The sequence below is a fragment of the Streptomyces sp. NPDC039480 genome (assembly GCF_055597165.1).
This window is the reverse complement of record NZ_JBVITX010000015.1, coordinates 1-25,119: the sequence shown is the minus strand read 5'-3', so window position 1 is coordinate 25,119 and position 25,119 is coordinate 1. Positions and strand designations below refer to the sequence as shown.

General features: G+C 69.2%; 18 protein-coding genes and 2 pseudogenes. 2 read left to right on the top strand and 18 right to left on the bottom strand.

What is annotated here, in order from left to right:
• Positions 1 to 739: 739 nt before the first annotated feature.
• The 3 genes and pseudogenes from ACZ56E_RS35495 to ACZ56E_RS35485 form a co-directional block, all read right to left on the bottom strand.
• Positions 740 to 1,612, bottom strand: a complete 873-nt coding sequence (locus ACZ56E_RS35495) for a replication-relaxation family protein (protein ID WP_471220727.1) — start codon at positions 1,610 to 1,612, stop codon at positions 740 to 742.
• A 453-nt stretch (positions 1,613 to 2,065) separates the two neighbouring features.
• Positions 2,066 to 2,464, bottom strand: a pseudogene (locus tag ACZ56E_RS35490) (class I SAM-dependent methyltransferase); the annotation flags it as partial.
• A 78-nt stretch (positions 2,465 to 2,542) separates the two neighbouring features.
• Positions 2,543 to 3,181, bottom strand: coding sequence for a hypothetical protein (locus ACZ56E_RS35485; protein ID WP_359644669.1), 639 nt, complete (start codon positions 3,179 to 3,181; stop codon positions 2,543 to 2,545).
• 398 nt (positions 3,182 to 3,579) lie between these two features.
• Between ACZ56E_RS35485 and ACZ56E_RS35480 the strand changes: the two genes are divergently transcribed.
• Positions 3,580 to 6,903, top strand: a complete 3,324-nt coding sequence (locus ACZ56E_RS35480; protein WP_471220725.1) for an AfsR/SARP family transcriptional regulator — start codon at positions 3,580 to 3,582, stop codon at positions 6,901 to 6,903.
• Positions 6,904 to 6,932: 29 nt separating this feature from the next.
• Here ACZ56E_RS35480 and ACZ56E_RS35475 read toward each other — a convergent pair whose 3' ends face one another.
• Positions 6,933 to 7,289 carry a hypothetical protein gene (locus ACZ56E_RS35475; RefSeq protein WP_471220723.1) on the bottom strand — a complete coding sequence of 119 codons (357 nt, stop codon included), beginning with the start codon at positions 7,287 to 7,289 and terminating at the stop codon, positions 6,933 to 6,935.
• A 392-nt stretch (positions 7,290 to 7,681) separates the two neighbouring features.
• Between ACZ56E_RS35475 and ACZ56E_RS35470 the strand changes: the two genes are divergently transcribed.
• Positions 7,682 to 8,613 (top strand): IS5 family transposase gene (locus ACZ56E_RS35470; RefSeq protein ID WP_471220721.1). Its coding sequence is split into 2 segments (ribosomal slippage): positions 7,682 to 8,080 and positions 8,083 to 8,613, totalling 930 coding nucleotides; the frame shifts between segments, so codons are not numbered across the junction.
• Between the two features lie 226 nt (positions 8,614 to 8,839).
• Here ACZ56E_RS35470 and ACZ56E_RS35465 read toward each other — a convergent pair.
• From ACZ56E_RS35465 to ACZ56E_RS35400, 14 genes and pseudogenes are all read right to left on the bottom strand, one after another.
• Entirely contained in the window at positions 8,840 to 9,559 is a 720-nt protein-coding gene (locus ACZ56E_RS35465) for a hypothetical protein (RefSeq protein WP_471220720.1), read from the bottom strand.
• Between the two features lie 126 nt (positions 9,560 to 9,685).
• The gene (locus tag ACZ56E_RS35460; protein WP_471220718.1) at positions 9,686 to 10,030 is read right to left on the bottom strand and encodes a hypothetical protein; all 345 of its coding nucleotides are present in this window, start codon (positions 10,028 to 10,030) and stop codon (positions 9,686 to 9,688) included.
• 493 nt (positions 10,031 to 10,523) lie between these two features.
• Positions 10,524 to 10,841 carry a hypothetical protein gene (locus ACZ56E_RS35455; protein ID WP_471220716.1) on the bottom strand — a complete coding sequence of 106 codons (318 nt, stop codon included), beginning with the start codon at positions 10,839 to 10,841 and terminating at the stop codon, positions 10,524 to 10,526.
• A gap of 230 nt (positions 10,842 to 11,071) precedes the next feature.
• Positions 11,072 to 11,209 (bottom strand): annotated as a pseudogene (locus tag ACZ56E_RS35450) (IS5 family transposase); the annotation flags it as partial.
• Between the two features lie 74 nt (positions 11,210 to 11,283).
• Entirely contained in the window at positions 11,284 to 12,900 is a 1,617-nt protein-coding gene (locus ACZ56E_RS35445; RefSeq protein WP_471220714.1) for an ABC transporter substrate-binding protein, read from the bottom strand.
• A gap of 13 nt (positions 12,901 to 12,913) precedes the next feature.
• On the bottom strand, positions 12,914 to 14,977 hold the full coding sequence (locus tag ACZ56E_RS35440; protein ID WP_471220712.1) for a hypothetical protein: 2,064 nt from the start codon (positions 14,975 to 14,977) through the stop codon (positions 12,914 to 12,916).
• Positions 14,978 to 15,424: 447 nt separating this feature from the next.
• Positions 15,425 to 16,903 (bottom strand): ParB/RepB/Spo0J family partition protein, encoded by a 1,479-nt coding sequence (locus tag ACZ56E_RS35435; protein WP_471220710.1) that lies wholly within the window; start codon positions 16,901 to 16,903, stop codon positions 15,425 to 15,427.
• A gap of 358 nt (positions 16,904 to 17,261) precedes the next feature.
• On the bottom strand, positions 17,262 to 17,822 hold the full coding sequence (locus ACZ56E_RS35430) for a hypothetical protein (protein WP_471220708.1): 561 nt from the start codon (positions 17,820 to 17,822) through the stop codon (positions 17,262 to 17,264).
• A gap of 167 nt (positions 17,823 to 17,989) precedes the next feature.
• Positions 17,990 to 18,256, bottom strand: coding sequence for a hypothetical protein (locus ACZ56E_RS35425; protein ID WP_471220706.1), 267 nt, complete (start codon positions 18,254 to 18,256; stop codon positions 17,990 to 17,992).
• A 266-nt stretch (positions 18,257 to 18,522) separates the two neighbouring features.
• Positions 18,523 to 19,398: a hypothetical protein gene (locus ACZ56E_RS35420; RefSeq protein ID WP_471221003.1), complete on the bottom strand. Its 876-nt coding sequence runs from the start codon at positions 19,396 to 19,398 to the stop codon at positions 18,523 to 18,525.
• Between the two features lie 1,576 nt (positions 19,399 to 20,974).
• Positions 20,975 to 22,174: a DUF932 domain-containing protein gene (locus tag ACZ56E_RS35415; RefSeq protein WP_471220704.1), complete on the bottom strand. Its 1,200-nt coding sequence runs from the start codon at positions 22,172 to 22,174 to the stop codon at positions 20,975 to 20,977.
• 519 nt (positions 22,175 to 22,693) lie between these two features.
• Positions 22,694 to 23,236 (bottom strand): hypothetical protein, encoded by a 543-nt coding sequence (locus tag ACZ56E_RS35410; RefSeq protein ID WP_471220702.1) that lies wholly within the window; start codon positions 23,234 to 23,236, stop codon positions 22,694 to 22,696.
• Between the two features lie 141 nt (positions 23,237 to 23,377).
• Positions 23,378 to 23,890 (bottom strand): hypothetical protein, encoded by a 513-nt coding sequence (locus tag ACZ56E_RS35405; protein ID WP_471220701.1) that lies wholly within the window; start codon positions 23,888 to 23,890, stop codon positions 23,378 to 23,380.
• 65 nt (positions 23,891 to 23,955) lie between these two features.
• Positions 23,956 to 24,267, bottom strand: coding sequence for a hypothetical protein (locus ACZ56E_RS35400; protein ID WP_471220699.1), 312 nt, complete (start codon positions 24,265 to 24,267; stop codon positions 23,956 to 23,958).
• Positions 24,268 to 25,119: the final 852 nt, after the last annotated feature.

Genomic DNA, 25,119 nt, shown 5'->3' with positions numbered 1-25,119 from the left:
AGGAAAACCCACCCCCCACTCCCCTCCTCCCCGTCTCCTTCGTACGTCTCTTCCCCTCCTCTGGCGTCCCGGGCTGGGGGGGGGGGTGCGGGCGCACCACCGACGGTTCGGTTCCATACTCCCCGAGCCCGGGTGTGGGGAGCACAGGCCGAGCTGCCCAAGTAGGCGCTTGTCCGCGGGATCATCCCCGCGGGCGCGGGGAGCGCACTCCTCGACCTGCAGGTTTGTTACTGACAGGAGCTGATTTCGAGCACTTTCGCCGATTTGGTCATAACAGTCATACGGGGCGAACGAGGGGCGGGGTTTTATGTGTTGAGTATGCCTGATGCCGGAACGTGCCGTCCGCACAGAGGCGTGGCTGCCCGGAATGGTTGGGGTGCTCCAGCTCCTGGGGAGAGGACGTGGATGCCAGATGGAGAGCGAGCAGTACCAGATTGCCCATGCCCGTCGCGACGTAGTCGGTCGGCCTGATGTGCGACCTTGACCAGAGTCTCGACGGCGCTCGCCGTGCTGAGCCTGTCGCTGAAGGTTGGGGGAGTGGGCATCTCCGGTGTATGGCAGAGATGCTGAGGGCCGAGCACGTTTGCGTGGAGATGTTCGCGAGAGCGGCTGGAACCACATCACGGACAACGCTGCTCCGGCTGCCGTGAGCCAGGGGGCGACGGACAACAGGACTACTCCTACAGCCCTGGCCCCCTATTGGTGTGCAGACCGGTCGAGAGCGAGTCTCGAGGGCGCTTCACAGGGCGGCCCAGGAGCCGGGGCTGCCGCCGCGCAACGGCGCCCACACATTGCTGGCGGGCCCGTGTTCCTCGAGGTCTTCGAGGATGGCCGCGCCGAGTGGGACTGCGCGGCCCAGTGAAGCGACGAGGGGGTGCTGGGCGGCCATTTCCTGCAGGTCGCTGACCCGGCTGGTTAGCCGGGTGCGGGGGGCATTGGTCAGCACGAACAGTACCCGCGGGAATACCGGATACCAGCGAAGCCAGCCCGGCCCGGTTGAGGCGGGCGCTCTGCGGCGCCCCATGGGCTGCCCGTCGTAGTGATAGAGCCGTGCGTAATCGATCAGTTTCGTGGCCAGGCGCTCGCTGCTCATGGTGGTGCGGTCGACTTCCACGAAGGCGCGCAGCTTTCGCCGTTGGGTGTTTTCGGTGAGGGTGTAGTGCATGACGGCGTCGGCCACCAGCCGGTCGCCCTCGCCGATGGAGTGCGAGACCTCAGGAGTCCAGTCCCAGGGCCCGTGCTCGTGACCGTGTCGGCGGGCCTCTGCGCTGAAGGTCAGATGGGTTCGTACGACGGCGAGCGTGTGCTGTGTCTTCAGTGATGCTGCTGCTGTGGAAGCGATGGTGTAGGGCTGGCGCCCCCGAAGGAGGGGCAAGTCCCGGACCAGACGGCCGCCCTGCTCGGTGAGGTGCCAGGCGCGGGGACGCGACAGGGATGCGCTGGGCAGCACCGTAAAGTCGATGAACCCCTCGACCCTCAGTCTGACCAGGACACGTGAGATCACTTGCCGTGTGCCGTTGGGCCGGAGCATCTGATGCAGCTGGCTCGTGGTGGCGATGCGGTGCTGGGCGAGCGCCGCCAGCACCTGGTGGCGTAGCGGTTCACCGGCCATAGAGGTCCTCTCCTCACCGTGGCACCCGGCCGCGAGAAGACCTTGTCGACGTCCACTCGCCCGGTCAAGAGCGTCTGTACGGCTGCGCACCAGGAACGTGAGGACCTGCTCCCCACCGCCGTCGTGCTCACCTGTAGGGGAGGAAACCCGAGACCCCCGACCAAGCCTTCGACCACCAAGGCCCGGCCACGATCACGAACAAGACACATTGCCACCACCACTACAGGGCCGGCCCGGACCACGTACTCCAGACCACCGGTTTTTAAGTTGGTGACGGCCGAATCCGGCTGGCCTGCCTGCAACTGCGGAACGGCGAGGCTGGGTCACGGGCAAGGGCGCAGAGGAGGAGAGAGCACTAGCGCCCGTCTGACAATTCCCGTCGGATCAGCGAGCGTCCGCCGAGCCGGCAGTCCGGAGGTGCTCCGACCGTCCGGCGGGTCTTGCCGGGCCGGATCACGAACGGCGGGCCAGCAGGTGGGCGTCGAGGAATCCCCGTTCGGAGCCCGGATCGTGGAGCAGCCGGGCGAAGGGAACGAGCCCGGCATCGGCCAGCAGTTCGGCGAGGCGGTCCGCCGGCCAGCTGTAGGCAGGCGCCACCTTGTGGTCGAACCAGACCGGCTCCGGTCCGTCGGTCCCGAAGAAGGACACCAGGAGCAGACCACCCGGAGCCAGAACGCGTACCTGCTCGGCGAGCAGCCCCGGCAGTTCCTCCGGAGCGGTGTGGATCATCGAGTAGTGGGCCAGTACACCGGCGAGCACACCGTCCTCGATCGGCAGAGACTCCATCCGCGCCTCCTGGAAGTGCAGCGCCGGATGGGCCCGCCGGGCGTGGTCGACCATGCCATCGCACAGTGAGTTGCAGCTCTCTGTGGGCACGAGAGTTGCGGGCCGCCTTCACGCGGCCCGCAACTGTTCCCTGTCAGGCGGCGATCAGCACGCCCTGACGTATCCGACGGGTGCCCAGTTGCCGTTCGCTCCGTAGGGAGCCGCCGGCGTGTTGCTGAGCCATTGCTTGTTGTAGTTGTACCAGCTCGCCACCCGGCCCGCGGTCTGGTTGTTGTACCAGGAGCCACCACTGCGCCAGCTGCTCGGCTTCTTGTGGAGCGTGCCGCAACTGAACCACTCGCGTTCCTCGCCCGTGTAGCCCCGGCCCGAGTAGCCACACATAGCCTTGTAGGTGCAGGTATGACGGGCGGTCGCCGGGTCGTTGCCGTTCAGGCCACTGCCCATCTCCCGCGCGTACTTCTCACCGGGCAGCGGCAGCAGCAGCCTGCCGTCCTTGTAGCTGATCTCGTTGGCCGCTGACTGCTTGCCGCCGTCCTGGGCGATCAGCCGGTCGACCCTGGCCTGCAGCGCGGTGGCCTGTGAGCCCGTCAGGCCCTCGTCGACCGCCTGCGCCCGGAACTCCGCGCGAGCCTTGGCGATGCCGGAGGGCGAGGCACCGTCGGCGGATGCCATCGGAGCGGCGATCGCGACGGCGGCCAGTGCCGAGATGGCCGCGGTGACCGCGATCTTGGGCGTGACCCTCGCGAAACGCCGTCCCTGCTCGGTCTCATGCTTGGTGGTCACGGTTGTCCTCCTGTGGGGTTCGATGGTGGTCGGCCCGGGGTCCGGGGTGAGGCGCGGACCTCTGCTCTCCCGCACCGATGTCTGCGCCGAAATCTGCGCTTCTACCTGCGTCGACGTCTGCGTCGAGGTCCGCGCCGGTGTGCCGGACAAGGAGGAGTCAACACCGGCGCGCTCACCAGGCCGCCTCCGCGCTCTGACCGTTCGATGAGCACACCCGGGAGGTGGCTCTCCCGCCAGAACGACCTGGTCAGTGCCGTGCGGTGCCTGTGCCGTGGCCGTGCCGCGGCCGCGCCACCGGACTTTCCGTCGGACTTTTCGTTCGGTAAGACCCTGTGACCGCATCGCAAGGGCCGATATCTTGAGGCGCCGACCGGAAAGACGGGGGACCGGAGGTGGTCATGGGGGCGCGTCAATCGGACTTCGCCCGGCTGTGCGCCCGGCGCGAGTGGCAGCAGCCGGCGGTCTTCATGGCGGTGTACGCGGCCACGGCGCGGCGACTCGGTGAGCCGGAGCACATCACCGTACGGCAGTTCCACCGCTGGCGGCAGCCCGATCCGCCGTGCCCGCGCTCCTCTGCTCAGCGGGTGCTCGAGGAGATGTTCGGCATGCCGCTGGAACAGCTCGGTTTCACGCTTCCCGCCCACCGCCAGGCATCGGACGCCCACTGCCAGGCCCCGGACGCCCACCGCCACGCACCAACCGCAGACCGCCACGCACCGCCCGGTCACGGACGGAGTCCTGCGCACAGCACCGCCCCAGCCACCGGCCGGACTCCCGCACACAGCACAGCCCCGGCCGGCGACACTCCACGGCCCGCGCCCCCACTGCGCTTTCAGGTGCTGGGTCCCGTCCGCGTGTGGCGCGGTGCGGAGGCACTCCCCGAGGGCCGCCCCCAGGAGCGGGCCCTGCTGACCGCGCTGCTGCTGCGGGCCGGACGTACCGCGACGGCGGGTGAACTCATAGACGCCATATGGGGGCAGACGCCGCCCGCCCAGGCACTGCCCACCTTGCGCACCTACGCCTCCCGATTACGCAAGGCCCTCGGCCGCCGCACACTCGTCTCCGAGGCCGGGGGCTACGCGATCGCCCTGCCGGAAGGGGCACTTGACCTGGCCTTGTGCGAGACGTACGAGGCACGGGCAGCCGAGGCCCGCACCGCTCACGACCCCCACCGCGCACGGCAGGCACTGCGCGACGCGCTGGCGCTGTGGAACGGGGAACCTCTGGGCGGCGTCCCCGGACCCTTCGCCGACGCCCAGCGCTCCCGCCTCACCGAATGGCGTCTGGCCCTGCTCGAACAGCGGCTCGCCCTCGACCTGGAGCTCGGCGGACACCTCGAGGCCGTCTCCGAGCTGACCGCGCTCACCGCCGAGCACCCGTTGCGCGAGGGCCTGCGCGCCCAGCTGATGCTGGCGCTCTACCGAGGCGGACGTCAGGGGGAGGCGCTGGGCGTGTACGCCGACACTCGCCGCCTGCTCGACGAGGAACTCGGCGTCAGCCCCGGCCCGGAACTGTTGGCCCTGCACCAGCGTGTTCTGCAGGCGGACCCCGGCCTCGCCGTACCCCCCGGCACCACCGGCGAGGGCGATGACGAGCCACCGCCCCAGGTGACGTGTCTGGCCCAACTCACGGCCGAGGTAGCCGACTTCACCGGTCGAACCGCCGCCACAGAGCAGCTGCGGCGAGGCCTGCTGCGCGAGCGGGGCCGGGTGATGGCCATCGCCTCGGTGCGCGGACTCGGCGGCGTCGGCAAGACCGCGCTGGCGGTACGGGTGGCCCATGACGTCCGCGGCCACTTCCCCGGTGGGCAGCTCTACGCTGACCTCCTCGGCCAGAGCGCCCGGCCGGCCAAGCCCCACGAAGTACTGGGCGCCTTCCTGCGGGCCCTCGGCGTCCCCGGCTCCGCGCTGCCCGACGACCATGAGGAGCGATCCGCGCTCTACCGGGCCACCTTGGCCGAACGCCAAGTCCTCGTCCTGCTCGACAACGCACACGGCGAGGCCCAGGTACGTCCGTTGCTGCCCGGCGCCCCGGGCTGCGCCGTGCTGATCACGAGCCGCGCCCGGCTGGCCGCCGTCCCCGGCGCCCAGGTACTCGACCTCGACACCATGACCCAGGAGGAGGCCCTTGCCCTGTTCGCACGCATCGTCGGAGCCCCGCGTGCCGAGGCCGAACCCGCAGCCTGCCGTGCGACCGTCGCCGCCTGCGGACACCTGCCGCTGGCGATCCGTATCGCCGCCGCGCGCCTGGTCGCCCGGCCGGCCTGGGCGGTCTCCACACTGGCCGAGCGGCTCGCCGACGAACGCCGCAGACTCGACCAGCTGCGCCTCGGCGACCTCGCCGTGGCCGCCTCCTTCGAGCTGAGCTACGGCCAGTTGGAGCCCGCCCAGGCCCGGGCCTTCCGGCGCCTCGCGCTGCCGGAAGGCCTCCACATCTCCCTCGCCGCGGCCGCCGCCGTACTGGAGGAGGACATGGACACCAGCGAGTCGACGCTGGAGTCCCTCGTCGATACCAGCCTGCTGGAATCCGCGGCCCCGGGCCGGTACCACTACCACGACCTGCTGCGGCTGTTCGCGCGCGACCGCGCCGTACACGAAGACCCGCCCGGCGAGCGCACGGCGGCACTGCGCCGCCTACTCGGCTTCTACCTGGCCACAGCCTGCCACGCCTACGAGCTGGAGAACCCGGGGGACCGGCTGGTGGAGCACCTGGCGCCCACCGAACGCCGGGCCCTGCCGTTCCACAACCGCCAACAGGCCCTGGACTGGCTGTTCTTGGAGGGGCCCGCGCTGCTCGCCTCCGTACGCCAGTGCGCGGCGGAACCGGCGCTGGCGCCCATGGCCGCCGACGTCCTGCTGGTGACGCAGGACCTGATGGAGTCGGGCGCCTACCGGCAGACGTACGAGTCGGCGGCGTCGGCGGTGGCCGAGGAGGCCCGGCGCAGCGGCGATCCGCGCACTGAGGGCCGCGCGAGGGTGGTCCTCGGACAGACGCACCACCTCGCCGGCCGCGCGGAGCGGGCGCGCGAGGAGGCCGAGCGTGCCCATGCCCTCGGCGCCGCGGCCGACGACGCGCTCACGCTCGGGTACGCGCCCAACCTGCTGGGCCTGCTCGCCGTCCTCCACGGCGACCACGAAGCCGCCGCGGCTTGCTTCACCCAGGCCCTGAGCGCCTTCAGGTCCGACGGCAACCGCTACGGCGAGACGGCCATGCTCATGAACCTGGGCCGGGCCCAGCTCGGTCTCGGGCGGACCGAGAGCGCGATCGCCGCGTCCGAGCAGTCGGTGGAACTGTGGCGCGGGCTCGGCGCCACCCTGCGGCTCGCGAACGGCTACTACGCTCTCGGCCTCGCCCTGCACGAGGCGGGCCGTTACGACGAGGCCCTGGAACGGTTCCACCAGGGCCTCGTGATGTTCCAGGAGAGCAGGCAGCCCTACTGGACCGGCATGACCCACTTCCGGATGGCCACCGCCCAACTGGCCGCCTCACGCCCACGTGCGGCGGCCGCGCACGCCGAGCGGGCGCTCGTCCTGCTGCGCGACATCGGCGGCGACCGACGGCTCGCCGCTGTGCTGCGCCTACTCGCCCGGGCGCTGCGTCGGCTCGGTCAGGAGGAACGCGCACGCACCTGTCGGCAGGAGGCGCTGTCCCTGCTCGACCGCGTCGAAAGCGCCGAAGCCGCGCGGGAACACCCGCTGCTCACCCCCGCCGACCACCCCTGACGACGGCCGACGAGCGCTTCAGAGCGTTGTCAGGCGCCGGGTCCCGCGGCCGTGTGCGGCGGCGGCCAGTTGCCCGCGACCGTCACCGTCACCGTGGCCGCGGCGGTGGGCGGCGGCCAATTGCCGGTGCCTGCGGTCAGGGGCGGCGGCCAGTTGGCGGTGCCTGCCGTGAGAGGCGGCGGCCAGTTGGCGGTGCTGTCCGCTGCCGTGAGCGGCCCGTTCCCCGCGACCGTGTCCGTGACCGCCGCAGCCGTCGTCCTCGTCCCCGACCCCGTCTCCGCGTCCGGAATGCCCGAGGCGGTGCTCTGCGCCGCTGCGGTGGTGGTCAGGGCGACCACGGCCGTGGTCGCCCCGACGGCCACGCCGATCACTTGCTTGATGTGCATGCGTTTCTCCCCCGTACGAGCCCGGCAACCGGGCCTGGCAACACCTGGTCCGGGCAGGTCACCCGCGTCGTCGTGCTGCGGGCGGGCCCACCCCGCTGTGGTGAGTAACGTAGAACGCCCGTGGCCGGGAAGCGTCAGCCCGGCGGTGCAGCGCGGTGTCAACCTTCGCGGTACGGCCCGGAGCCGCTGCAGCCCGTGATGTACCTCGTCAGTTGGGTGTGTCCGTCAGAGCGCCCGGCAGGACGGGGTGGACTGGTTTGGACCCGCTGTGGTAGTAGCTGCCATCATTGGTTTAATCGTGATCGGAACACTGTTTCTGCGCCGGTCGCGGCGCTAGGCGCTGTTTCTCGGATCCCATGACATGACCGTGTAGTTGTGGTCAGGCTGGAGGCATGGGTCGTGGGGATTTGACGAATGCGGAGTGGGATCGGCTGGCGTCGTTTCTGCCTCGGGGCGGTACGCGTGGAGGCCGGTGGAGTGACCATCGGCGGGTGATCAACGGGGTGTTGTACCGGGTGCGGACGGGCGTGCAGTGGCGCGATCTGCCCGAGCGGTTCGGGCCTTGGGAGACCGTCTACAAGCGCCATCGTCGCTGGTCGGCGGACGGAACCTGGAAGATGCTGCTGAGGCAGATCCAGACTGCCGAGGACGCGGCGGGCCGGATCGACTGGGACGTGTCGGTGGACTCCACTGTGGTGCGGGCCCATCAGCATGCCGCCGGCGCCCGCAAGGCACCACCGCCCGCGGCTGCCCAAAAAGGGGCTCGCGCGGGGACGAAGCAGGACGATCCGGTGCTGCGAAGACTGGCCGTCCGACTGGCGGAGGTGGTCGTCTCGGCGAATGCCTGGGACGCTCCCGCGGTGGCCTCACCACCAAAATCCACCTCACCGCCGACGGACGGTGCCGGCCCCTCGCCCTCCTGCTGACTCCCGGTCACTACGGTGACGGCCCCCAACTCGAGGCGGTGCTGGAGCAGATAGCCGTGCCCCGCGTCGGCGTCGGGTGGCCGCGCTCGCGACCGGACCGCGTTCTGGCCGACAAGGCCTACACCTCTCGCAGTAACCGCCGCTACCTGCGACGACGCGGCATCGCCCACATCATCCCCGAGCGGCATGACCAGCGCAGGCACCGACTCAACCGCGGCTCTCGGGGTGGTCGGCCCACCGGATTCGACAGCGAGCACTACAAGAAACGCAACACCGTCGAACGAGCCATCAACCGCCTCAAGGGCTTCCGCGCCGTCGCTACCCGCTACGAAAAGCGGGCCTACATCTACCTCGGCACCGTCACCCTCGCAGCACTCATCATCTGGCTCCGCACATGATCCGAGAAACAGCGCCTAGGCCCCAGGATGTATCAGGAGACGTCCTGGGCGGACGCGGGCGGGATCGAGACGATGGCCGGTCCGCAGCAGGATCTGCTGCTGCGGGGCGTAGTGGCGAGCCACGCCATGCCGGCCATCGTGCGACAGCCGGCCCGCAAGGGACCAACGCCCGTAACCGGCTGCCGCGTCTTTGGGGCGGTGAGCGAGAGGGGCTCACCGCTGGATTTTATTTTTTGGCCTTGCGCTGGGCGGCCTGCTTGAGGATGCGCCGGCGCGTCCACCGTCGGCGCCCGTTCTGGCGCCCGGCGTTCTCGGCGACTCCGTCCGTGGTCTCCAGCAGCGGCAGGTTTCCCTGGGACAGGCTGCTGGAGAAGGAGCCGACGGTCTTGTATCCCAGCAGGGCGGCCGCCTCCGTTGCGCCCAGAAGCTCGTCGGGATCACCGTCGACGGGAACGTCGGGCAGGGGCGGTGCCGCTTTGGCTCCCGCTCGTCTACCGCGGCCGGGCCGGGTGGCCATCCAGTCCAGCAGGGTCTGCACGCGCCACAGCTGCCGGCGGTAGGGGTTCTCGGCCGTGCCCAGGTCTTCGACGGCGTCTGGCTCGGGAAAGTACCCGGGGTGGTCGCGGACGAAGGTGGTGACCTGGTTGGAGTTTTTGTAGCCGAGGAACCGTGAGGCATCTGCCGCGTTCAGCAGTTCCTCCGGGTCGCGGGAAGGCGGTGAGTGTTCCTGGAGCCTTGCCGGCTTGCGGTGGGCGAACCACTCGGTGACCTTCTCGTGGTCCCACAGGCGGGCGCGGCCGCGCATATCCGCGATCTCGGGAAAAGACACGCCGTCCGCGTTTTTCGCGCGCTCGGCATAGAGGCCGCTGATGCGCGCGGCCGTCAGACCCTGTTCCGCCGCGATCTCGGCAGCGTCGGCCAGGCGAGGCTCACGACGCGAGGCCATGGCAGAACCGTCCGTCCTGTCAGAAGTAGGCCGGCCGGCCCGGCCCACAAGGCAAATAATGGCAGGAGCTGCGGTAGGAGGTCCAGCCAGCAGTTCAAGGTCTCTCCCGGACGGCCGCGCTCCGGCTCAGTCTTCAGGGATCAAGCACACACCGCGCCGTGCGGCGTCCTCCGCCATTTCCGCGTACGCCATGGCGGCCGGCGTCATCTCCCATTCGGCCACAGCCAGCAGCAGGATCACCTCATCGCGGTCCTGCGCTGCATCACAGGGCATACCGGCCGTCTCCGCAGCGGCCATCAACTCCGCGATGGTCAGCTCGTCGAGGCGCGCCGCCACACTCCGGTGCAGATCTTGGAGTCCCTGCTGGTACAGCTCGTTCGCCTCGTGCAGGAGCAGCACCAGCTCCTCGTCGAGGCTGGCCCGTGCCGCCGCAGCGAGGTCGAGGATGCGCTGGGTCGTCGTCATCATCATCGAGTATGCCTCCCAGACGGGAGCGAAAGCTGGTGCGGGGTCAGCGGCAGCCGCCCACATGGCACGGCCGCTGCCCCGAGCCAGACCCGGGTTTCCTTGTCGGCCACCCGGCGCTGCAGTGCCTCGGCGCCGCAGGCGCTCCCCGCTTCATCGCCGTGATGAGTCTCAGGTGAGGCCTGCGGCGCCTCCAGGCCCTCACGACGCATAGCCGCGAGCAATACCGGGCGTCCGAGTGGCGGTCGACGCCCGGGAACCACAGGGCCCCGCATTCCGGGCACTCGATGGTGCCGGCCCCGCCCTGCACGGCCGCCAGGCGCTTGCGCAGCCGCCGTTCCTTGCGCCACTGCCTGGAGCGACACACCGACGAGCAGAACACGGCACCGGGTCGGGTGTCCGGCCTGAGCCGCTCGTCACATACCCGGCAGATCTTCTCCCCGGTCCGTTCGGCGTCCTCGGACACCAGCCCCGCCTAGGGCCCCAGGCTACTCAGGTTTCAACTACCGAACGGCTCCTCGCTCCAGCGGAACCAAGCCTCGTCGCCGTCGATGTGCAGGAGGAAGTCGGCCACTGGGCCCGAAGGCGACACCAGCGTCAGCTCCTGAGGGATACGGTTGTAGGCCGCGTCGAACCCCTCGAAGTCGTCTGCCTCCATGTTGGCCAAGGCTTCGTCGAACCACGGCTTAACGTGGGCGAACGCGGGCTCAGGAGTGAACGTGCCCCGCAGCCAGGGGAAGTCCGGGTCCTCCACGACGATCGTGCCGATCAAAGTGTCCTGGCGCATGAGGCACCAAGTGGCATGCTCCTGCGCCATCCTGGGACAGAGCTCCTTTCGCGCATGTGATGTCTGGGAACTGCACCCACCTCGACTGCTTCAGGGGAAGAGGTTACGGAAACACCCGCGAGACGGACTGCCGGTGCCCTGGTGTTTCGGCCCCCCCGGTCAGCCACCCCGAAACCGGTTGGAGCTGGTGGGACCGCTGCAGGTCGAGGGCTGTGTAAGCCAGCCAGAGGTTAAAACTCAAGCTCAGGCATCTCCCGTTACTGGCTGCCGGTGCGGAACCGCCAGATCACCCCCTCGAACTGCTCGCGTAACCGTTCGGGGTACGGGCCGAATCTGCCGACGGACAGGAACGGCCCGATGAACTCCCACTCACTGTCGTTAAGTTGCGCACGCGTCACACCACAGTCCTATCGGACCGACACCCCACCCCGAGCTTGATCGCAACTGAAGACAGCCCCTAAGCGCCGCCCCCTCAGCGCCCGCGCACCACGCAGTCCTCCGCCTGCTTGCGCTCCAGCGGCCACGCCAGGCCGACGTACCCGAGGCGGCTCGTGCCCTTCTTCTCGCCCGGCTGGAGCTTCACCACCGCAAGGGGCTTGTTGTAGGCGTTGCCCGACGGAGTGAGGCAGATGCGGCCGCTGGTGCCGTTGACGCGGTTGGTGGCCTGCATGGTGGCCCAGCGATTGCCCACCTGTTGGAGGGTGGGGGCTGTCTCGCCCGCGAGCTTCGCGCCGCGGATGGCCTCGACGGCGGTCCGTACGCCGTCGTGGACCATCATGGTGCGCGAGTCGGCCAGGTCCAGGGTTCCGGCCTTGCCGTTCTCGGCGCTCTCGCGCAAAGCGGCTAGCTCGTTCAGGGGCTCGCGCAGGGAGCCGGGAGCCTTCGCGGCGTCCGGCCTGCGCTTGGTCCGCTTCTCCTCGTCGTCCTGCCAGCCCCGCACCTCGGTGCGCCAGGCGTCGGGGTGCGCGGGCGCCGAGTACTGCACGGTCATCTTCGGCTCGCCGGAGTCGTCCACGAGCTGCGCCCAGTCCTTCTCGGACATCTTGTTCTTGAGCGAGGCCGCGTCCGAGCCGGAGACGACCGTGAACTTCGTGTCCTCGCACCGGTCCTGCGCCAGCCGCTTGAGGAACAGCCGCAGATGCGTGGAGCGTCCCGCGAAATAGACGGTGTCCGCGCCGGAGCTGCAGATCGTGTCGACCGTCGGACGGAACTGGTTGTCGACGTCGCCCTCCACCGCGATGCCGTCTGAGGTGAACGTCATGGTGTCGGGGCCGCTCGGCCCCTTCTCCTGCTTCTCCAGCTTCTGGAAGGCGTCGGCCAGGGAGCGGACGTACGGATCGTCCCTGGTGTCCCGCACCACCACCGTCTGCTCGTTCTTGCGGCTGCCGTTGAAGTCCGCGAGCGCGCGGGCCTGTTCCTCGTTGGTGGGGAGAATCCGGGCCAGTCCCTTGAACATGCGCTCCTTGCCCTCCACGTTGGCGAGCGAGCCCGCCGACGCGCGCGCCACCAGCACCGGCACGTCCTGGTCGGTGAGGCTGCTGAGGGCTTCCTTGGTGAACTCGAGGGAGAGGTTGAAGCCGGTCACGGCGCGCAGCCTGTGCTTCGAGTGGGCCATCTCCACGAGCTCGGGGACCACCTCGTCCTGGTGGGCGTAGTCCTTGCCGGGGTTGGCGAGCACCAGCCGCACCTTCGGCGCGCCCTCCTCGCGGTTGGCCCGGTACTGCGCGATGTAGGCGCCCTGCAGCTCGCTGCGAAGCTGCTGCTTCTCGGCCGCCGACTCCGGCTGGAGGGGTAGCATCATCGCCACGGTGACGTACGCACCGTCCACCTTGCCGTTCTCCTCCTTGATCCGGTCGACTATCGGGCCGATCTCCTTCACGCCCCAGTCGTAGCCGGAGCCGTTGACGCCGATGCACTCGCCGCCGGACTCGCTCACGCCGCTGGCGCAGGCCCCCGCCTTCTCGGCGATCAGTCTCCCGCCGACGCACCCGGCCACCAGGACGGCGACCACCACCGTGCAGGTGATGATCCGCTTCAGCAGCGTCTCCCACGTCTTCTCGAACAGCCAGCCTCCGAAGGTCTGGGACATCCGCTCAGCTCCCCTAACTGATGTGAGAAGTGCAGGCGCAGGGCTGGAGCGGGCGTTTGCCGCCGGCCCGTTCGCCCCACTCCCGGGCCCGGTCGGCGAGCACGGGTGCGGCATCGGGGTACGCGAGCGCCAGGGCGCCGAGCAGATCCCCCATCTTCTTGGCGGCCGCGCCGTCCGCGGGCCGGGTGCGCTCCTCGCACAGCCACACCGCGTGCAGCAGCTGGTCCAGCTGACGCTCCAGCGTGGTCCCCACGATCTCCGCCACGTTCATCCGGGCGTGCCGTTCGTCGGGCCCCTCCAGCAAGGGGGCCTGGGCGATCGCGAGCAGCTGCGCACACCACTCCTCGGCCCGGGTGCCGCTCGCCGGGAACTCCTGCGCGAGGTGCCGTATGGCCCGCTCGGGGCCACCGCCGGCGACCAGGTCGTGGTTGAGGCCGTGCGCCGCGGTGGTGCCGAAGGCGTGGTCCGAGGCCTCGGAGAGGGCGCGGTAGTGCGCGTACAGCAGGCTGTGGTTGCGGCGCCAGTCGCCGCCGGAGTACGAGCCGGTGTGGGCATGCGCACCGGGGGTGCCGGAGTCGTCCGTGTCGGCAGACCCGTACAGACGACACATCAGCAGCTGCCGCAGGCCGAAGTCCCCGATGAAGTGCCGCTCGCAGGCCGGCCAGCCGCTCTCCAGCAGATACTGCTGCACCTGGTCCGCGGTGAGCCCACCGGCCAGCTGCTCCAGCTCGTCGCTGCGCAGCAGGGTGCGGGCGCAGTCGCCAGTGTGGGCGACCGACAGGTGCGTGAGCAGGTCGAGCCAGCGGTCGGTGTCCCCGACGGGCAGCCGCTCCGGCAGCTGCCTCAACACCAGCTCCTCCAGGAGCACGTCCTGCGCCGCCGCGGGAGCGCCGTCCAGGAAGACCCGGTGGCTGAGCAGGTCCCTGTCGTTGTCCAGCGGAGGCAGCTGCGCGGCGGCCTCAGCCAGCCGCTGCACCATGCGCGGCCGGTGGCCGGAGAGCCGCCGCACCGCGCCCTGGGCGCGAAGCAGCAGACCCGCGTTGTCCGCCGCGCCCGCCTGTACAAGGACCTGCTGCTTGATCTGTACGGAGGTGAGCTGCGGCATGCGCAGCAGCAGTACGGCCTGCCCGAGCTGGCCGCGTGCGGGACACCGCTCCCATGTCTCGGGCGGCATCTGCTCGTCCGGCCGGTACTCCGCGGGCTCCTCGGTGCGCCGCTCCCCGACCAGGAACAGCGGCTTGGCCATCCGCTCGCTGGCCATGAGCACCGTGCTGCCACCGCGGTGGCCCTCGGCCCAGTCGTCGAGGGCGGCGACAAGGAGCTCGCGCCCAACCGGCCAGTTGGAGTGCTGCAGCAGGATGGCGGGGCGTCCGACGCGCATCAGCAGGGCACCGGCGCCGGAGTAGGCGGCGTCCACGTCCTCGCGCAGGGCACGGAAGAGGAAGCCTTCGGCGAGCCGGCGGCCCTCATCGTCCCTGCGGAAGCTATTGCTCAGCAGGCGTAGCCCGGTGGCGGCGCTCCCTGCGGCGCCCGGATAGTTCCGGTACAGCCCCTGTACCGGCTCGTCGCCCTCTGTGGCGAGCTTCTCTAGGAACTCGGTCAGCGCCGCGCCCACCAGGGGCATCGCAGCGGCGGGCGCGACGATCGCCGCCAGCGCGACGAGGTAGCCGTGTGCCATGTTCTTGAAGAGCCGGTGGAGGCCCGCCCTACGCGGGGCGTGCAGCAGCCTTCGGTACCGGGTGAGTTCCTCGTCCAGCTCCTGCTGGCGCAGCCCCTGTCCCGCCGCCACCGCGGCCATCCCGGCGAAGAACCGGGGCGTGGGCACGGCGCCGCCGGGCCCATCCCACTCCGCCATCCGCTGCGCGATGTCGAACAGCGTCTCCGTCGCGGCGGACCGGCAGGACGGCCGCTCACCGGCCTCCCGCTCGTACTGCGGATCGGCGCAGTCGACGAGCGCGGCCGGCGCCTTCTTGCCGAACCGGTCGCGCAATTCCTCCAGCAGTTGCTGCTTTCCCATGCCGGGTCCGCCGGTGAGCAGCACGACGGGCAGGTCGGGGCCGTACGGCGGCGCGCTCATCCGCCCGTGGACGTTACGCCCCAGCAGCCGGGCAAAGAACCGGTCATCGCCGACCAACTCCCCAAAGTCCAGCTTGGCCACCACCTGGCCCACCCCCCATGCCGTGCCTCACACCGCGACCCCGCGCGGCAAGCGGTCGACGTGGCGGCGAGTGTAGTGGAGCGCCCACTGCAATTTAGGTCAACTTCGAGAACGGTACTGAGCGTTGGCCTCTGCGGGGCCACGCAGGCCCGCCCGCGACGCCAGGCACCGGTTCGGATCCGCCAGCGACCTTGTGCCAACGTCTCCGTAGAACCGCGAAGCGCTGCCAAGCACGCCACCCTCCACGCATTCCTGGCCGCAGGGCACAGCAAGCGGCCTGTCCGACCACAGGGCTGCGTCGCACTCTCCACCAGCAGAAGCCGAGAAGTACGAAGACGGTGAACGGCCGCTTAGAGGGCATCTGATCTAAGTAGTTAGTGCCCGGGCCATTCGCCGGTGGCTTGCCACGGCCTGGCTCTCGACCTCCGACAGCCGGTAGCTGCCGTTGTCGCGCTGGCCGAGCTCCTCCAGGAGCAGCAGGTAGCGAGCCTGCTGCTCGGTGAGGTTCGACCAGGTCCTGGGTTCGCGGATGTCGTACTCACATGCAGCGGCGACATGCGCGAACAGGGCGCTCGCCACACGTGTCTTGGGCAGTTGCGCCGCGGTCTTTGCCGGGTCGGCGTTCTGGGGCTGCTTGATGCCCAGGAAGCACGCGACGGTCTCGAACTGGTGCTTGTCCGTCCAGGAGCTGTAGAAGCAGGGAACGGTGAAAAGGACGTCTTGCGCGAAGACGCGGGCCGCGTCCGGCAGAGCCTTCATGCGCACGAGCCGGGTGACGAACGCACGGCGAGGGCCGACGGCGGCCTTCCACGCCCGGTTGCAGGCAATGACTTTGCGGCGCTCCTCCGCTTTCTGCTCGTCCTCCTGGGTGCGGGGTTTCTTGGGCTGCGGCCGGACCTTGTGACCGTGCTCGTCCGGCCGGGCGCAGTGCCAGACCGGCCTGTTCTCCTCGTCCAGCCGGGCACTGTGACCGGGGCACCGGCGGTGGTTCTCCTCGGTGAGCGGATTCCCCAGACCGGTGGTGAGCTGGGACAGCGGCTTGGAGGGGTCCTTTTCTCCCCACGAAGCCGCCCGCAGTACCGGGATCTCCTCCTGTTCCAGCTTCGCCAGGGCCTTCTTGCGCTCGGCGACATGGTCAAGTTCGGCGCGCAGCAGGGCCAGTTCCTGATCCCAGTGCCCGCGCCCGCCCTGGCCCTCCTCCTGGTCACGCCGGAGAGCGGCGAGCAGACGGCGCTCCGCACCGGTGATGGACTCGACCTCGGCGAGCTGGGCAGTCTGCTCCAGGTCCATGCCTCCGGCCGCCGCCCGGCGCAGCGCGGCGTCGTCGAGTCTCTGCGCCGCCTTGGCGTGCGTGGCGGCATTGCGGCCCACCCCCAGGGCCTTGGCTGCCTGGCGCTGCTCGATGTCGCTCATGTCGATCAGGGACAGTTCCTGGGATCGCAGGATGTCGCGCTCGCTCATGCCTTCGCGGTGTTTGTTCTCTACCAGGGACAGGAACCGCGTCCAGCCGTCGCGGCCGACCAGGTCGTCGCGCACGTACGCCTTGATCCTGCGGGCCGGGCGGCTGTCCTCTTCAGCGGTAGCGTTGGCGATCTGCTGGGCCTGGGCGCGTCGCCAGCCCTTGAAGGCACCGTAGGTGCCGTCGGGCAGGGGCCGGACGCTGATGGCGTCTTGGACGCCGATCTCCTTGACGGAGGCGATCAGTTCCTGGTCCGGCTCGGTGTCGTGCTCGCGGGCGTTCTGCTCATCACGCAGGATCAGCGCCGGGTCGAGATAGACGGGCTGAGGCACGTTCTCCTCGTGGATGCCCGGGGCGTCGGCCGGGGCCGAGGCGGCGGTGGCCATGGGGATCTCCCTTCTCCTTGCCTGATCAGCGAGGGGGTAAGGGGCCCTCGCTTTAATGTAAATAATAGTGTGTTATGTTGTGGGGTCTAGATACCTTCTGACCCGCGAAAACGCGGCTTCCTGGAGTGGGCCCCGAGGGCGTTGTGCGCAGTGGCAGGACAGGGGACCGGCCGCCACTGTGCTGTGCGGCGGCACGGGCGCAATGGACAGCGGCCTTGCACCGGCCTGACGCTGTGCGCCCCTGTTCCTGCGCCGCTCATGTGCACTTGCCGTCGATGGTCACGACGTCGTTCTCCCGCAGGCCGGCGGGCGCCTCTTCTTCGTGACGCAGGCGGTGCCTGGCTCGAACAGGTCCTCGTCAGACATGGAGCACCGCCGGAACCTGCATCGTGACCAGGTCCTGATAGTCAAAGCCGATGACCGCGCACACGATCTCGTGCGGGAACGACCGCTCGGGGTCGATCACCCGCAGTACAAGGCGCGTGTACGGCAGCGCCGGGTCGAGGATCTCCCGGATCTTTGGTACGTCGTCGTGGTCCTCGCCCAAGTCTTCGGCCGGGTCCTGGCCCTCCTCGGTACCCCACACGTCGCGCACCTCGGTCCAGCGGCCACTGATGCTCACCACGTCGTCGGTCTCCAGGGCGTGGACCTTCACACACCGTGTACCCCAGGCGCGGGGCACCTCGGTCTGCTCGAGCGTCCATCCCTTCTTCTTGACCAGGTCCTGCAGGTCATCCGTGCAGCGGCCCAGCGAGTGCAGGAGCGCGTATCCGGCGTGCTCGGGGCCCCACGGCGTGCCGTCGGCGTCTGGCCCCTGCTTGATCCGCTGTGAGGCCGCCTTGATGGAGGCGATCATCTGGCCCGCGAGGCGGGCGGCCGCCGTGTCCGTGAACGCCGCGGCCGTCTGCTTGTTGCTCATGCTTCCTTCTTTCCTCAATGCCGACGGGAGCTGGATCGTGAGCGCTCTCAGGTGACGCCGCCCGTCTCGGCGTGGGTCGAGCGTGTCGACGGGCTTGTTGTCGCTTGGATGCCGGTACAGGTCGGGGCGTCGGCCCGCAGGCCGGCGCCCCGCATGGCGTGTGAGGGTCAGCGGGTGGTGAGGAGGGAGTCGTCGGTTTCCAGGACGGCGAGGGCGGGGCGGACGCCGCGCAGGTTCCCGGGCTCGGGGCGGAGGGCGCGGACGACGTCGTCCAGGTCGAGGTCGCGTACCGGCAGCGTGCAGCCGCTGCGGTAGAGGACGATGACGGTCGCGGTGGCGACGCGACCGCGGTGGTAGGCGATAGCCTCCCCGGCACCGACGTCGTTGCCGAACGTCTCGCGAGCCGTGGGCGGCAGGACCACGATCTTGGCCATAACCCGGCGAGTGGTAGCGCACCGAGGGGCCGGTCGCAGGGCGCGGATCATCGCTAGGAGCACGGCAACTCCCAAGGCTGGAAGGGGGAGGGGAGGCCGGTCGGCGGGGGATGAGTGACACACCTTTCTTGTGTCAAAAATAGTGTCCGGCTCGACCACGGACTCCCCGTGGTCGGATATGTGGTGGTGCGAACTCTCGCCCGACCTGCGGTTTTTCGGCCGCCTGTGCGCGTCAGGCAGGCGGCCGAAGGTGTTCCGGAGGCCCTTCAATGGTGGTGGCCCGGCTTCGGGCGCTCTTGCCCGAGATCGGGCGCCGCGCAGTAGTCGACGGCTGGCTCCGGCGGGATGGGACCGCCCGAAGCGATGTCGGTGCAGTATGCGTCGAAGACCTCGCCTGCCGTGAGGGCTTCAAGATGCCCCCCGCGAAACCGCCAGCCGCAGGCCCGGTCGGTGGTGTCCGGGGCGGTGGTGCGCATGACGAGCCCGCCTGGGCTCCGGCTCGCAAGGCCGAAGGCGAAAACCGTGGTGAATTCGAGGGCTTCGGTTTCATCGAGTGGTGCGGTGCTGTCGGCGTCGGTAGCCGCGTGGAGTGTGGAGATGAGGGGTTCGGGTGCCGCTGCCGCCAGCACACTGCAGACGAGGGAGTGGGTGCCCGGCCGGGCCGTGTCGAGGATGCGGGAGAGGAGAGCCACGGCACGGGCCAAGCCCGCTCGGCCGATGTCCTCGCCGCAGGTGGCGCAGTTGCCGAGGCGGGCCAAGGCTGCGGAGGCGTACTCCCAGGTTGCCTGGCGGACCGTTTCGTCGATCAGGACAGGGATCAGCTCGGACAGCGGTTGGCCCTCGTACGGGATGACCGGGCCCGTGAGGGCGAGTTCGGCGGTGAAGCGGGTCCGGCTGGACGGGGTGTCCGGGGCCAGGCCGGCGTCGGCGCAGAAGTCGGCATACTCCTGGGGGTCGAAGAGAGTCACCGTGGTGTAGAGGCCCCGGGAGGCGCGTGCCTTGAGGAGTTCCTCGACCGCGTTCCAGTAGGCCGCGCAGTCGTCGAAGGCGAAGCTCCGGTAACGCCGCATGGCACGGAAATCGTGTTCGTCGGTGAGCAGGCCTATGGTTCCGGTGATCTCGCGTCGCAGGGCGCGCCGCATGGTCTGGCGGTCGGTGCGTACAGGGCTTAGCCGCACGCATGCTCGCTCGTCGAGGGGCTCGTCCTGGCGGTTCTCGGAGGGCCGGGGCGTCGGGGAGTTGCGGATGTGGTCGACGACTGCCTGTGCGGACATGGGCTGTGTCTGGTGCGTCAGCTCGGCGGACCGGGCCTGCCAGATACTCGCGGGACGGGACGGGACGATCTGGTTGCTGGTGGCCGGGCTGATGCACCACTCGCGGCCATGAGCGTCGGTAGCGGTGTAGGTCAAGACGGCGGGGTTGTCCTGACGGCCGTTGTCTGTCCAGGGCAGACCGGCCGCCGTGAGGGCGCGTCCCAACTCGTCGCAGCGCTCGTGGGTGATGTGGTCGAAGGTTGCCAAGGTGTGCTCCCTTGTGTGTTCGGGCGGCCGGTCAGGAGCGGCCAGGGCGGCTGGGTGTACAGGTCCGGCATCGAGGGCGGGGTCCTCGGCCCGCCGGGCGCGCTCACCGAGGCTCATCAGCCAACGCATAGGGCGTCTTCCGCGCCGGGCGGGACGGTGGCAGGGGTGGCCGAACGGGCCGGGCCTGCGGTAGCGGTACGGGCAGCGTGTGGGCCACTGTCCGGTGCTGGGGTGCACATGAACTGCCCCGGCGCAGTGGCTTCTTCGCTCGGCCCGGGCGGGGGAGGGGTGGGTGGAAGAGGGGCTCCCCTCTCGCACAACAAATACTAGTGTCTTTTGGGTGGGTGTGAACCTACCCCTTCACCTGCGGGTTCCCCGGACTGGCTGCGGCGGCTCCATGGTCATTGCAGCGCTGAACCGGGTTCGCTGGCGGCGTGTGGGTGGCCTCGGCGAGCAGAAGGGTGCCACCGCCGCTGAGCATCGGCGGGGAGTGCCAGCGATCTGGGGGACTGTGAGCAGGGAGGTCAGCCAGCATCAACAGCCAGGCCGGGCGCGAACTATGTGCAGCGGTCCACCTGGCCCGCGGACTGCCCACTGAGGAAGCGGAACAGGGCGGGGTGCCGCGCTGGTGGGGACGTTGAGGATGTCGGGCGGGTCATTGCGGCGCGCGGAATGGTTCGCGCAGGCACACATGACGGCGGTGGGCGTCTCTGTCTCTGCCGTCTTTTGCGCCAGGGCGTGTCCGCGGCTGACTTGATCGGGTACACCGTCGCTTGGAGGTATTCGGCGAAGTCATCGGGGATAGAAGGGCCAGCTGCCCGGCAGCTGGTGCGGCTGCGGCGGGCCGCGGAAGGGCGTCGTCAGGCTGGGGCATCAGGTGCAGTCCCTGCCGTCGGGTCCGTGAACGGGCTCTACCGGCGCACCGGGTCGTGCTGTGGAGGGGGCGGTGAGCTTCGGAGGCCGGCCGCACTGCTCCCGTGGGACCAGCAGGCGCCCAGCGTGCCCGGGGTCCGCTGCGCAGACGCGTCGCGCCGCCGCTGCGCAGCAGGTGCAGGGGCGGGCACGCTCCGTCCTCCCTGAACGGGGTGGCAACGCGTGCTTCGCGGCCCCCGGAAAAGGCTGGCCCGTGCGGGCCGGGCTCGGGGAAGGTTCCCGGCCCGCACGGGGGTCTGTCAGCTGAGACTGCCGGTTTCGGCGCTCAGCGGGTGCGGAGCTGGAGCAGTCGTCGGTGGGCCTTGGTCTTGATCTCGTCCTCGGCGCCTTCGAGTACGGCCGTGGCGCGTGCGATTTCCTCAGTCATGGACTGCGGAGGGCGCCTGGGGGTGACGTGGTCGAGGTAGCCGGTGATGGCGCGCTCGGCCGCGTAGGCGGTCTGTCCGACGCGTTCGCTCTCGGTACGGAACGCGTCGTCGAGGGCGTCCAGCCGGATGGCGTGGTTGGTCCGTTTCCGGCTGGAGGCGTCCTGGTCGAGGGGCCACAGGTCGGCAATCGCCTGGTGGAAGTCGGCGATGGCGATATCCGTGCGGGCCAGTGCGGTTTCCTCGTCGGTGAACTGCTGGAAGTACTGGGATGAGAGGCCCAGGGTGCGGCGGGCTTCCTTGATCTGGCTGGTGGCTCCTGCAGTGTGCCGGACGGCCCAGCGGGTGACGGCGTCACGGACGGCGAACCGCTCAGTGTTGGCGCAGACAGGGCGCCAGGGGGTGACGACGCATTGGAACTGGCCGTTGCCGGAGTGGTCATTCATGACGGCGATGTACGGGACCACGATGTCGTTGATGCCGTCGGCGTCCACGGTGACCGCCTCGGGGAGGCGGATGGAGATGAACACGCGTTTCCCGCCGCGCAGGAGCCCGGCGGACTCCCACACCACGTCATAGCGGCTCACCAGTTCCTGGAGGAACACGAACCCCGCCCGATTCTGGATCGGTGTGTAGCGGGAGCCGACCGCACCGAGGGCGGCGCCGGTGTCGGCGCGGACGGTGTGCTGCTGGTCGGCGTGCTCGCGCGTCTCACCTTGCCACTCGTACAGGGCGGGCACCGTGGTGACCTCGAAGTCGAGTCCGGACAGGCGCAGCACCTCGTCAATGTCCGTGGTGCCTCCGGGGATGATCTGACCCAGGCCGTGCCAGGCCGGGGAGGACGTATACAGGGCGATGGTGCCGCCCGCCTGCCTGTCGAGCCCGTGGTTGGCGATGATCTGCTGGATCTGCCCCTCGCTGTTGCGCGAGACGGTGAACGTTTCGCCCCGGTCCCAGCCGGTGAGGACTTCGTACCGGTCGGTGCCGATCATGCGGACCTCGCCCCGGTCGACGCGGGCCTGCAGGGCGCGCTCTTGTTCGCGGACGGCTTCGACCTGTGCGGCCTTCTCAGCGGCGAACGCGGTATTTACGTCGGTCATGCTCACGGTTCCCCTTCGACGTTGGTTTCTGCGGGTCCGGGGGGCGGGGCCACCACCTCCCAAACGACTCCAATAATAGTGTGTTTACCTTGAGGGTGAACCCTCCCCCTGAGCTGGAACGCTTCAGTCCCAGCGGGCACCGACCACAGCAGGGCGACTCTGCGCGCATGGACGAGTCGGCAGCCGTGCATCCGTAACGGGCACTGCCGCTCCGGGAGGCGGTGAACTGGACCGCCGGCGCAGGGCAGGGGGCGGTGGGCGGTGGGCGATTCCCCTCCCAGAGCCAACCGGGGTGCTACTGCTACTGCAGCCCCGGCCGCGGTCACCGAGGCCCCCGGCCCCCGGCTGTTGGTGTGTCTCGTTCCCGGCACTGCTGACGTGGTTGCGCCTGACGGGACGGCACCCCGCCGGACGGACAGGAGGTCCGCCCGGATGCCGCGCCCTGCCCGGAGGGAAGCAGGGCGCGGCCGCTCGGTGATGCCGTTGCTCGGACTCAGGCAGCTCGGCGCCCCGGCTCGGTCACGCCCGAGCCGCGAGGGCTTCGTGGATCAGGGCGTCCAGGGCCTTGCCGATGCGCCGCTGGGCCATCGGCCCCATGTCACAGCAGCTTTCCTGATCGATCCGCTCGAAGACAGCTTTCCTGGCCGGACTCGGGGGATTGATCCCGGGTACAACACCGGCTTCCATCGCCGTTTGAAGGAATTCGCCCCAGACCCCGCACCAGCCCTGCGTGTCCGCCAGATCATCCAGCTCATCGACCGTGGCGGGCAGGATCGCCAAGACGCGCAGAGCCTGGCCCTGGTACTCCGCGCAGTTCTCGGTGATCCACTTCACCAGCGGGTCACCGGACGTCTTGAGGATCTCCCAGGCGGCCTCCCGGGTGGCGCTGCAAGCCGCGTAGGCGTTGTTGACCTCCTTGGAGTATGCGCTGTGTTGGCGCTGACCCTCCTGGCTGGAGCTGTACCGCTCGGGGTACTTATCCTCTGCCGCGCTCATGGCCGCGTTGCGAGCGGCGGCGGCCGCTTCCACGGTCTCGACGTACTTCTGCACCTCCGGCAGCATCTGCCGGGCTCCTTGCTCTGCCATTGCCGTTCCCCTTCGACGTTGGTTTCTGCGGGTTCGGAGGACGGGGCCACCGCCCCCCGAACAACTCCAATAATAGTGTTTCTACCCTTGGGGTGAACCCACCCCCTGACCTGCGCCTTAGGCAAGCGCGCGGAACTCAGGCAACGGCGTAAGACTCCTGCGCCGCGCGTTCTTGACCGCCCCCACACCACGCAGGTCACACAGGTCATAGCGCGACTCGGGGGCCTCACTGAACGGTGCGGTGCACGTGTGAATCGCGTAGACCCAGTAGATGCCGTGACGCTGTGTCAGGCTGCCGTGATACCTGACCTTCTGCCACACCACCGGTCCGGCAAGCTGCGGCACCACCCGCACACATCGCAGCATGCCCCATGCCTGCGCGAGGATAGCGCGATCTACCGGCACTCCGGCCATGGCCGGACCGGTGTGACCGGTGCGCACCCCCAGGGCCCAACCCAGTTCGAAGAACGGCCGGACCATATCCAACTGCTCCTGCGGGATCCTCAGCGCGTCCGGGTCGGTCTTGCTGCGGGCGAGCAGCCGCAGCGCGTAACCGGCCTGGTCCTGCTCGGCGTTCGTGAGAGGTGCTCCGGCTTCCTCGGCCTGCTCTGCACTTCGCGTGTCATCCATTACTTGCCTTCCCCTTCCTGACGGTGGAGGTAAGGGGCGCCCCGGGTGGGGTGCCCCCGCCCGGACTAGTTCAGGAATCCGCGTGAGCGGAGGAACTCAGCCGTGATGTGCGCGACTCCTTGGGGCTTGTAGATCTGCGGGAATCGACGCATCTCAACTTCAGTGCGCCCGTTCCTGTCCGGCTCGATGAGTTCGTGCACGAGCCGGTAAGGGCCGTCTCCCGCCGGTATTTCCAGCACAACCGGGCCGACCTTCGTGTCGAAGCGAATTCCGGTGTAATTTGCGTCGGAGTTGTGGATGATTTTTGCCCCCGCGCGCTGGCAAAGCAGAGGCAGGAAGTTCGCGACTGTACGAGCCTGGATTGCAAGGCTGTTCATGGGCGCGTCCGTACCTCCGCGCACCCGCCGGACGATTCCGTCAGAGATTTGGATCTCCACGTCTTCCCCTTCGCTGGTCCCTTGCGGTTGCTGGGGGTCGCCTCCTCCCAGTACTTCAAATATTAGTGTCTTCACCGTCAATGGGGAACCCATGCTGCATTACGGGTTGCACTGAATGTTGCGCCACGATGTTGCGATAGAGGTTGCAATGGGTGTTGCGGCAGCCTGTAGAGGGCCTAGATAGCTCCGCAGGCCAGCCACGCCATCCGGGCGTGGTCGGCCTGCGGACATCCCCTCTGCTGCCCCTGCCCCCACGCCCGTTGGATGATGGAGAGTGTGCGGACGCGGTCAACATGGCCAGCCTCGGGGGAGAGGCTGACGGTATTGCCCGGTGCAGGGGCCGCGCCGGAGGCGCTGATCCCGTGAGGCCGCCTCAGGGGGACGGGGGCGCCCGGAGGGCGCCCCTACGGCTCTGCCGGACGTGGTTGGCCCGGAGGGCCAACCACCCTTGCATTTCCGGGAGTTCGCTTACCTGTCCCGGAAATAGAGGGAATTGGAAATTCCCTAGTGATTTCCGGAGGAAATCACATTCAGTCAAAAGGGCAGACTAAAACCTGACGGCAAGTCAACTCCACCTCAAATACGGAGTATTGAAAAACCCACCCAGAGGTTAGTGCCGGAGGCACCCAAATTCCTCACATCCATTTTTCGTTCCGGAGGAACGCAAGTTATGGAATGGCCGGAGGCCCATTCCATAACCTCCCGCCGGAGGCGGGCAATTCGCGCGGGCACGCGCGAAACGGAGCGGCCGCACGCCGCGAGTATTCGGCTGCCGGAGGCAGAGCGAAGCGG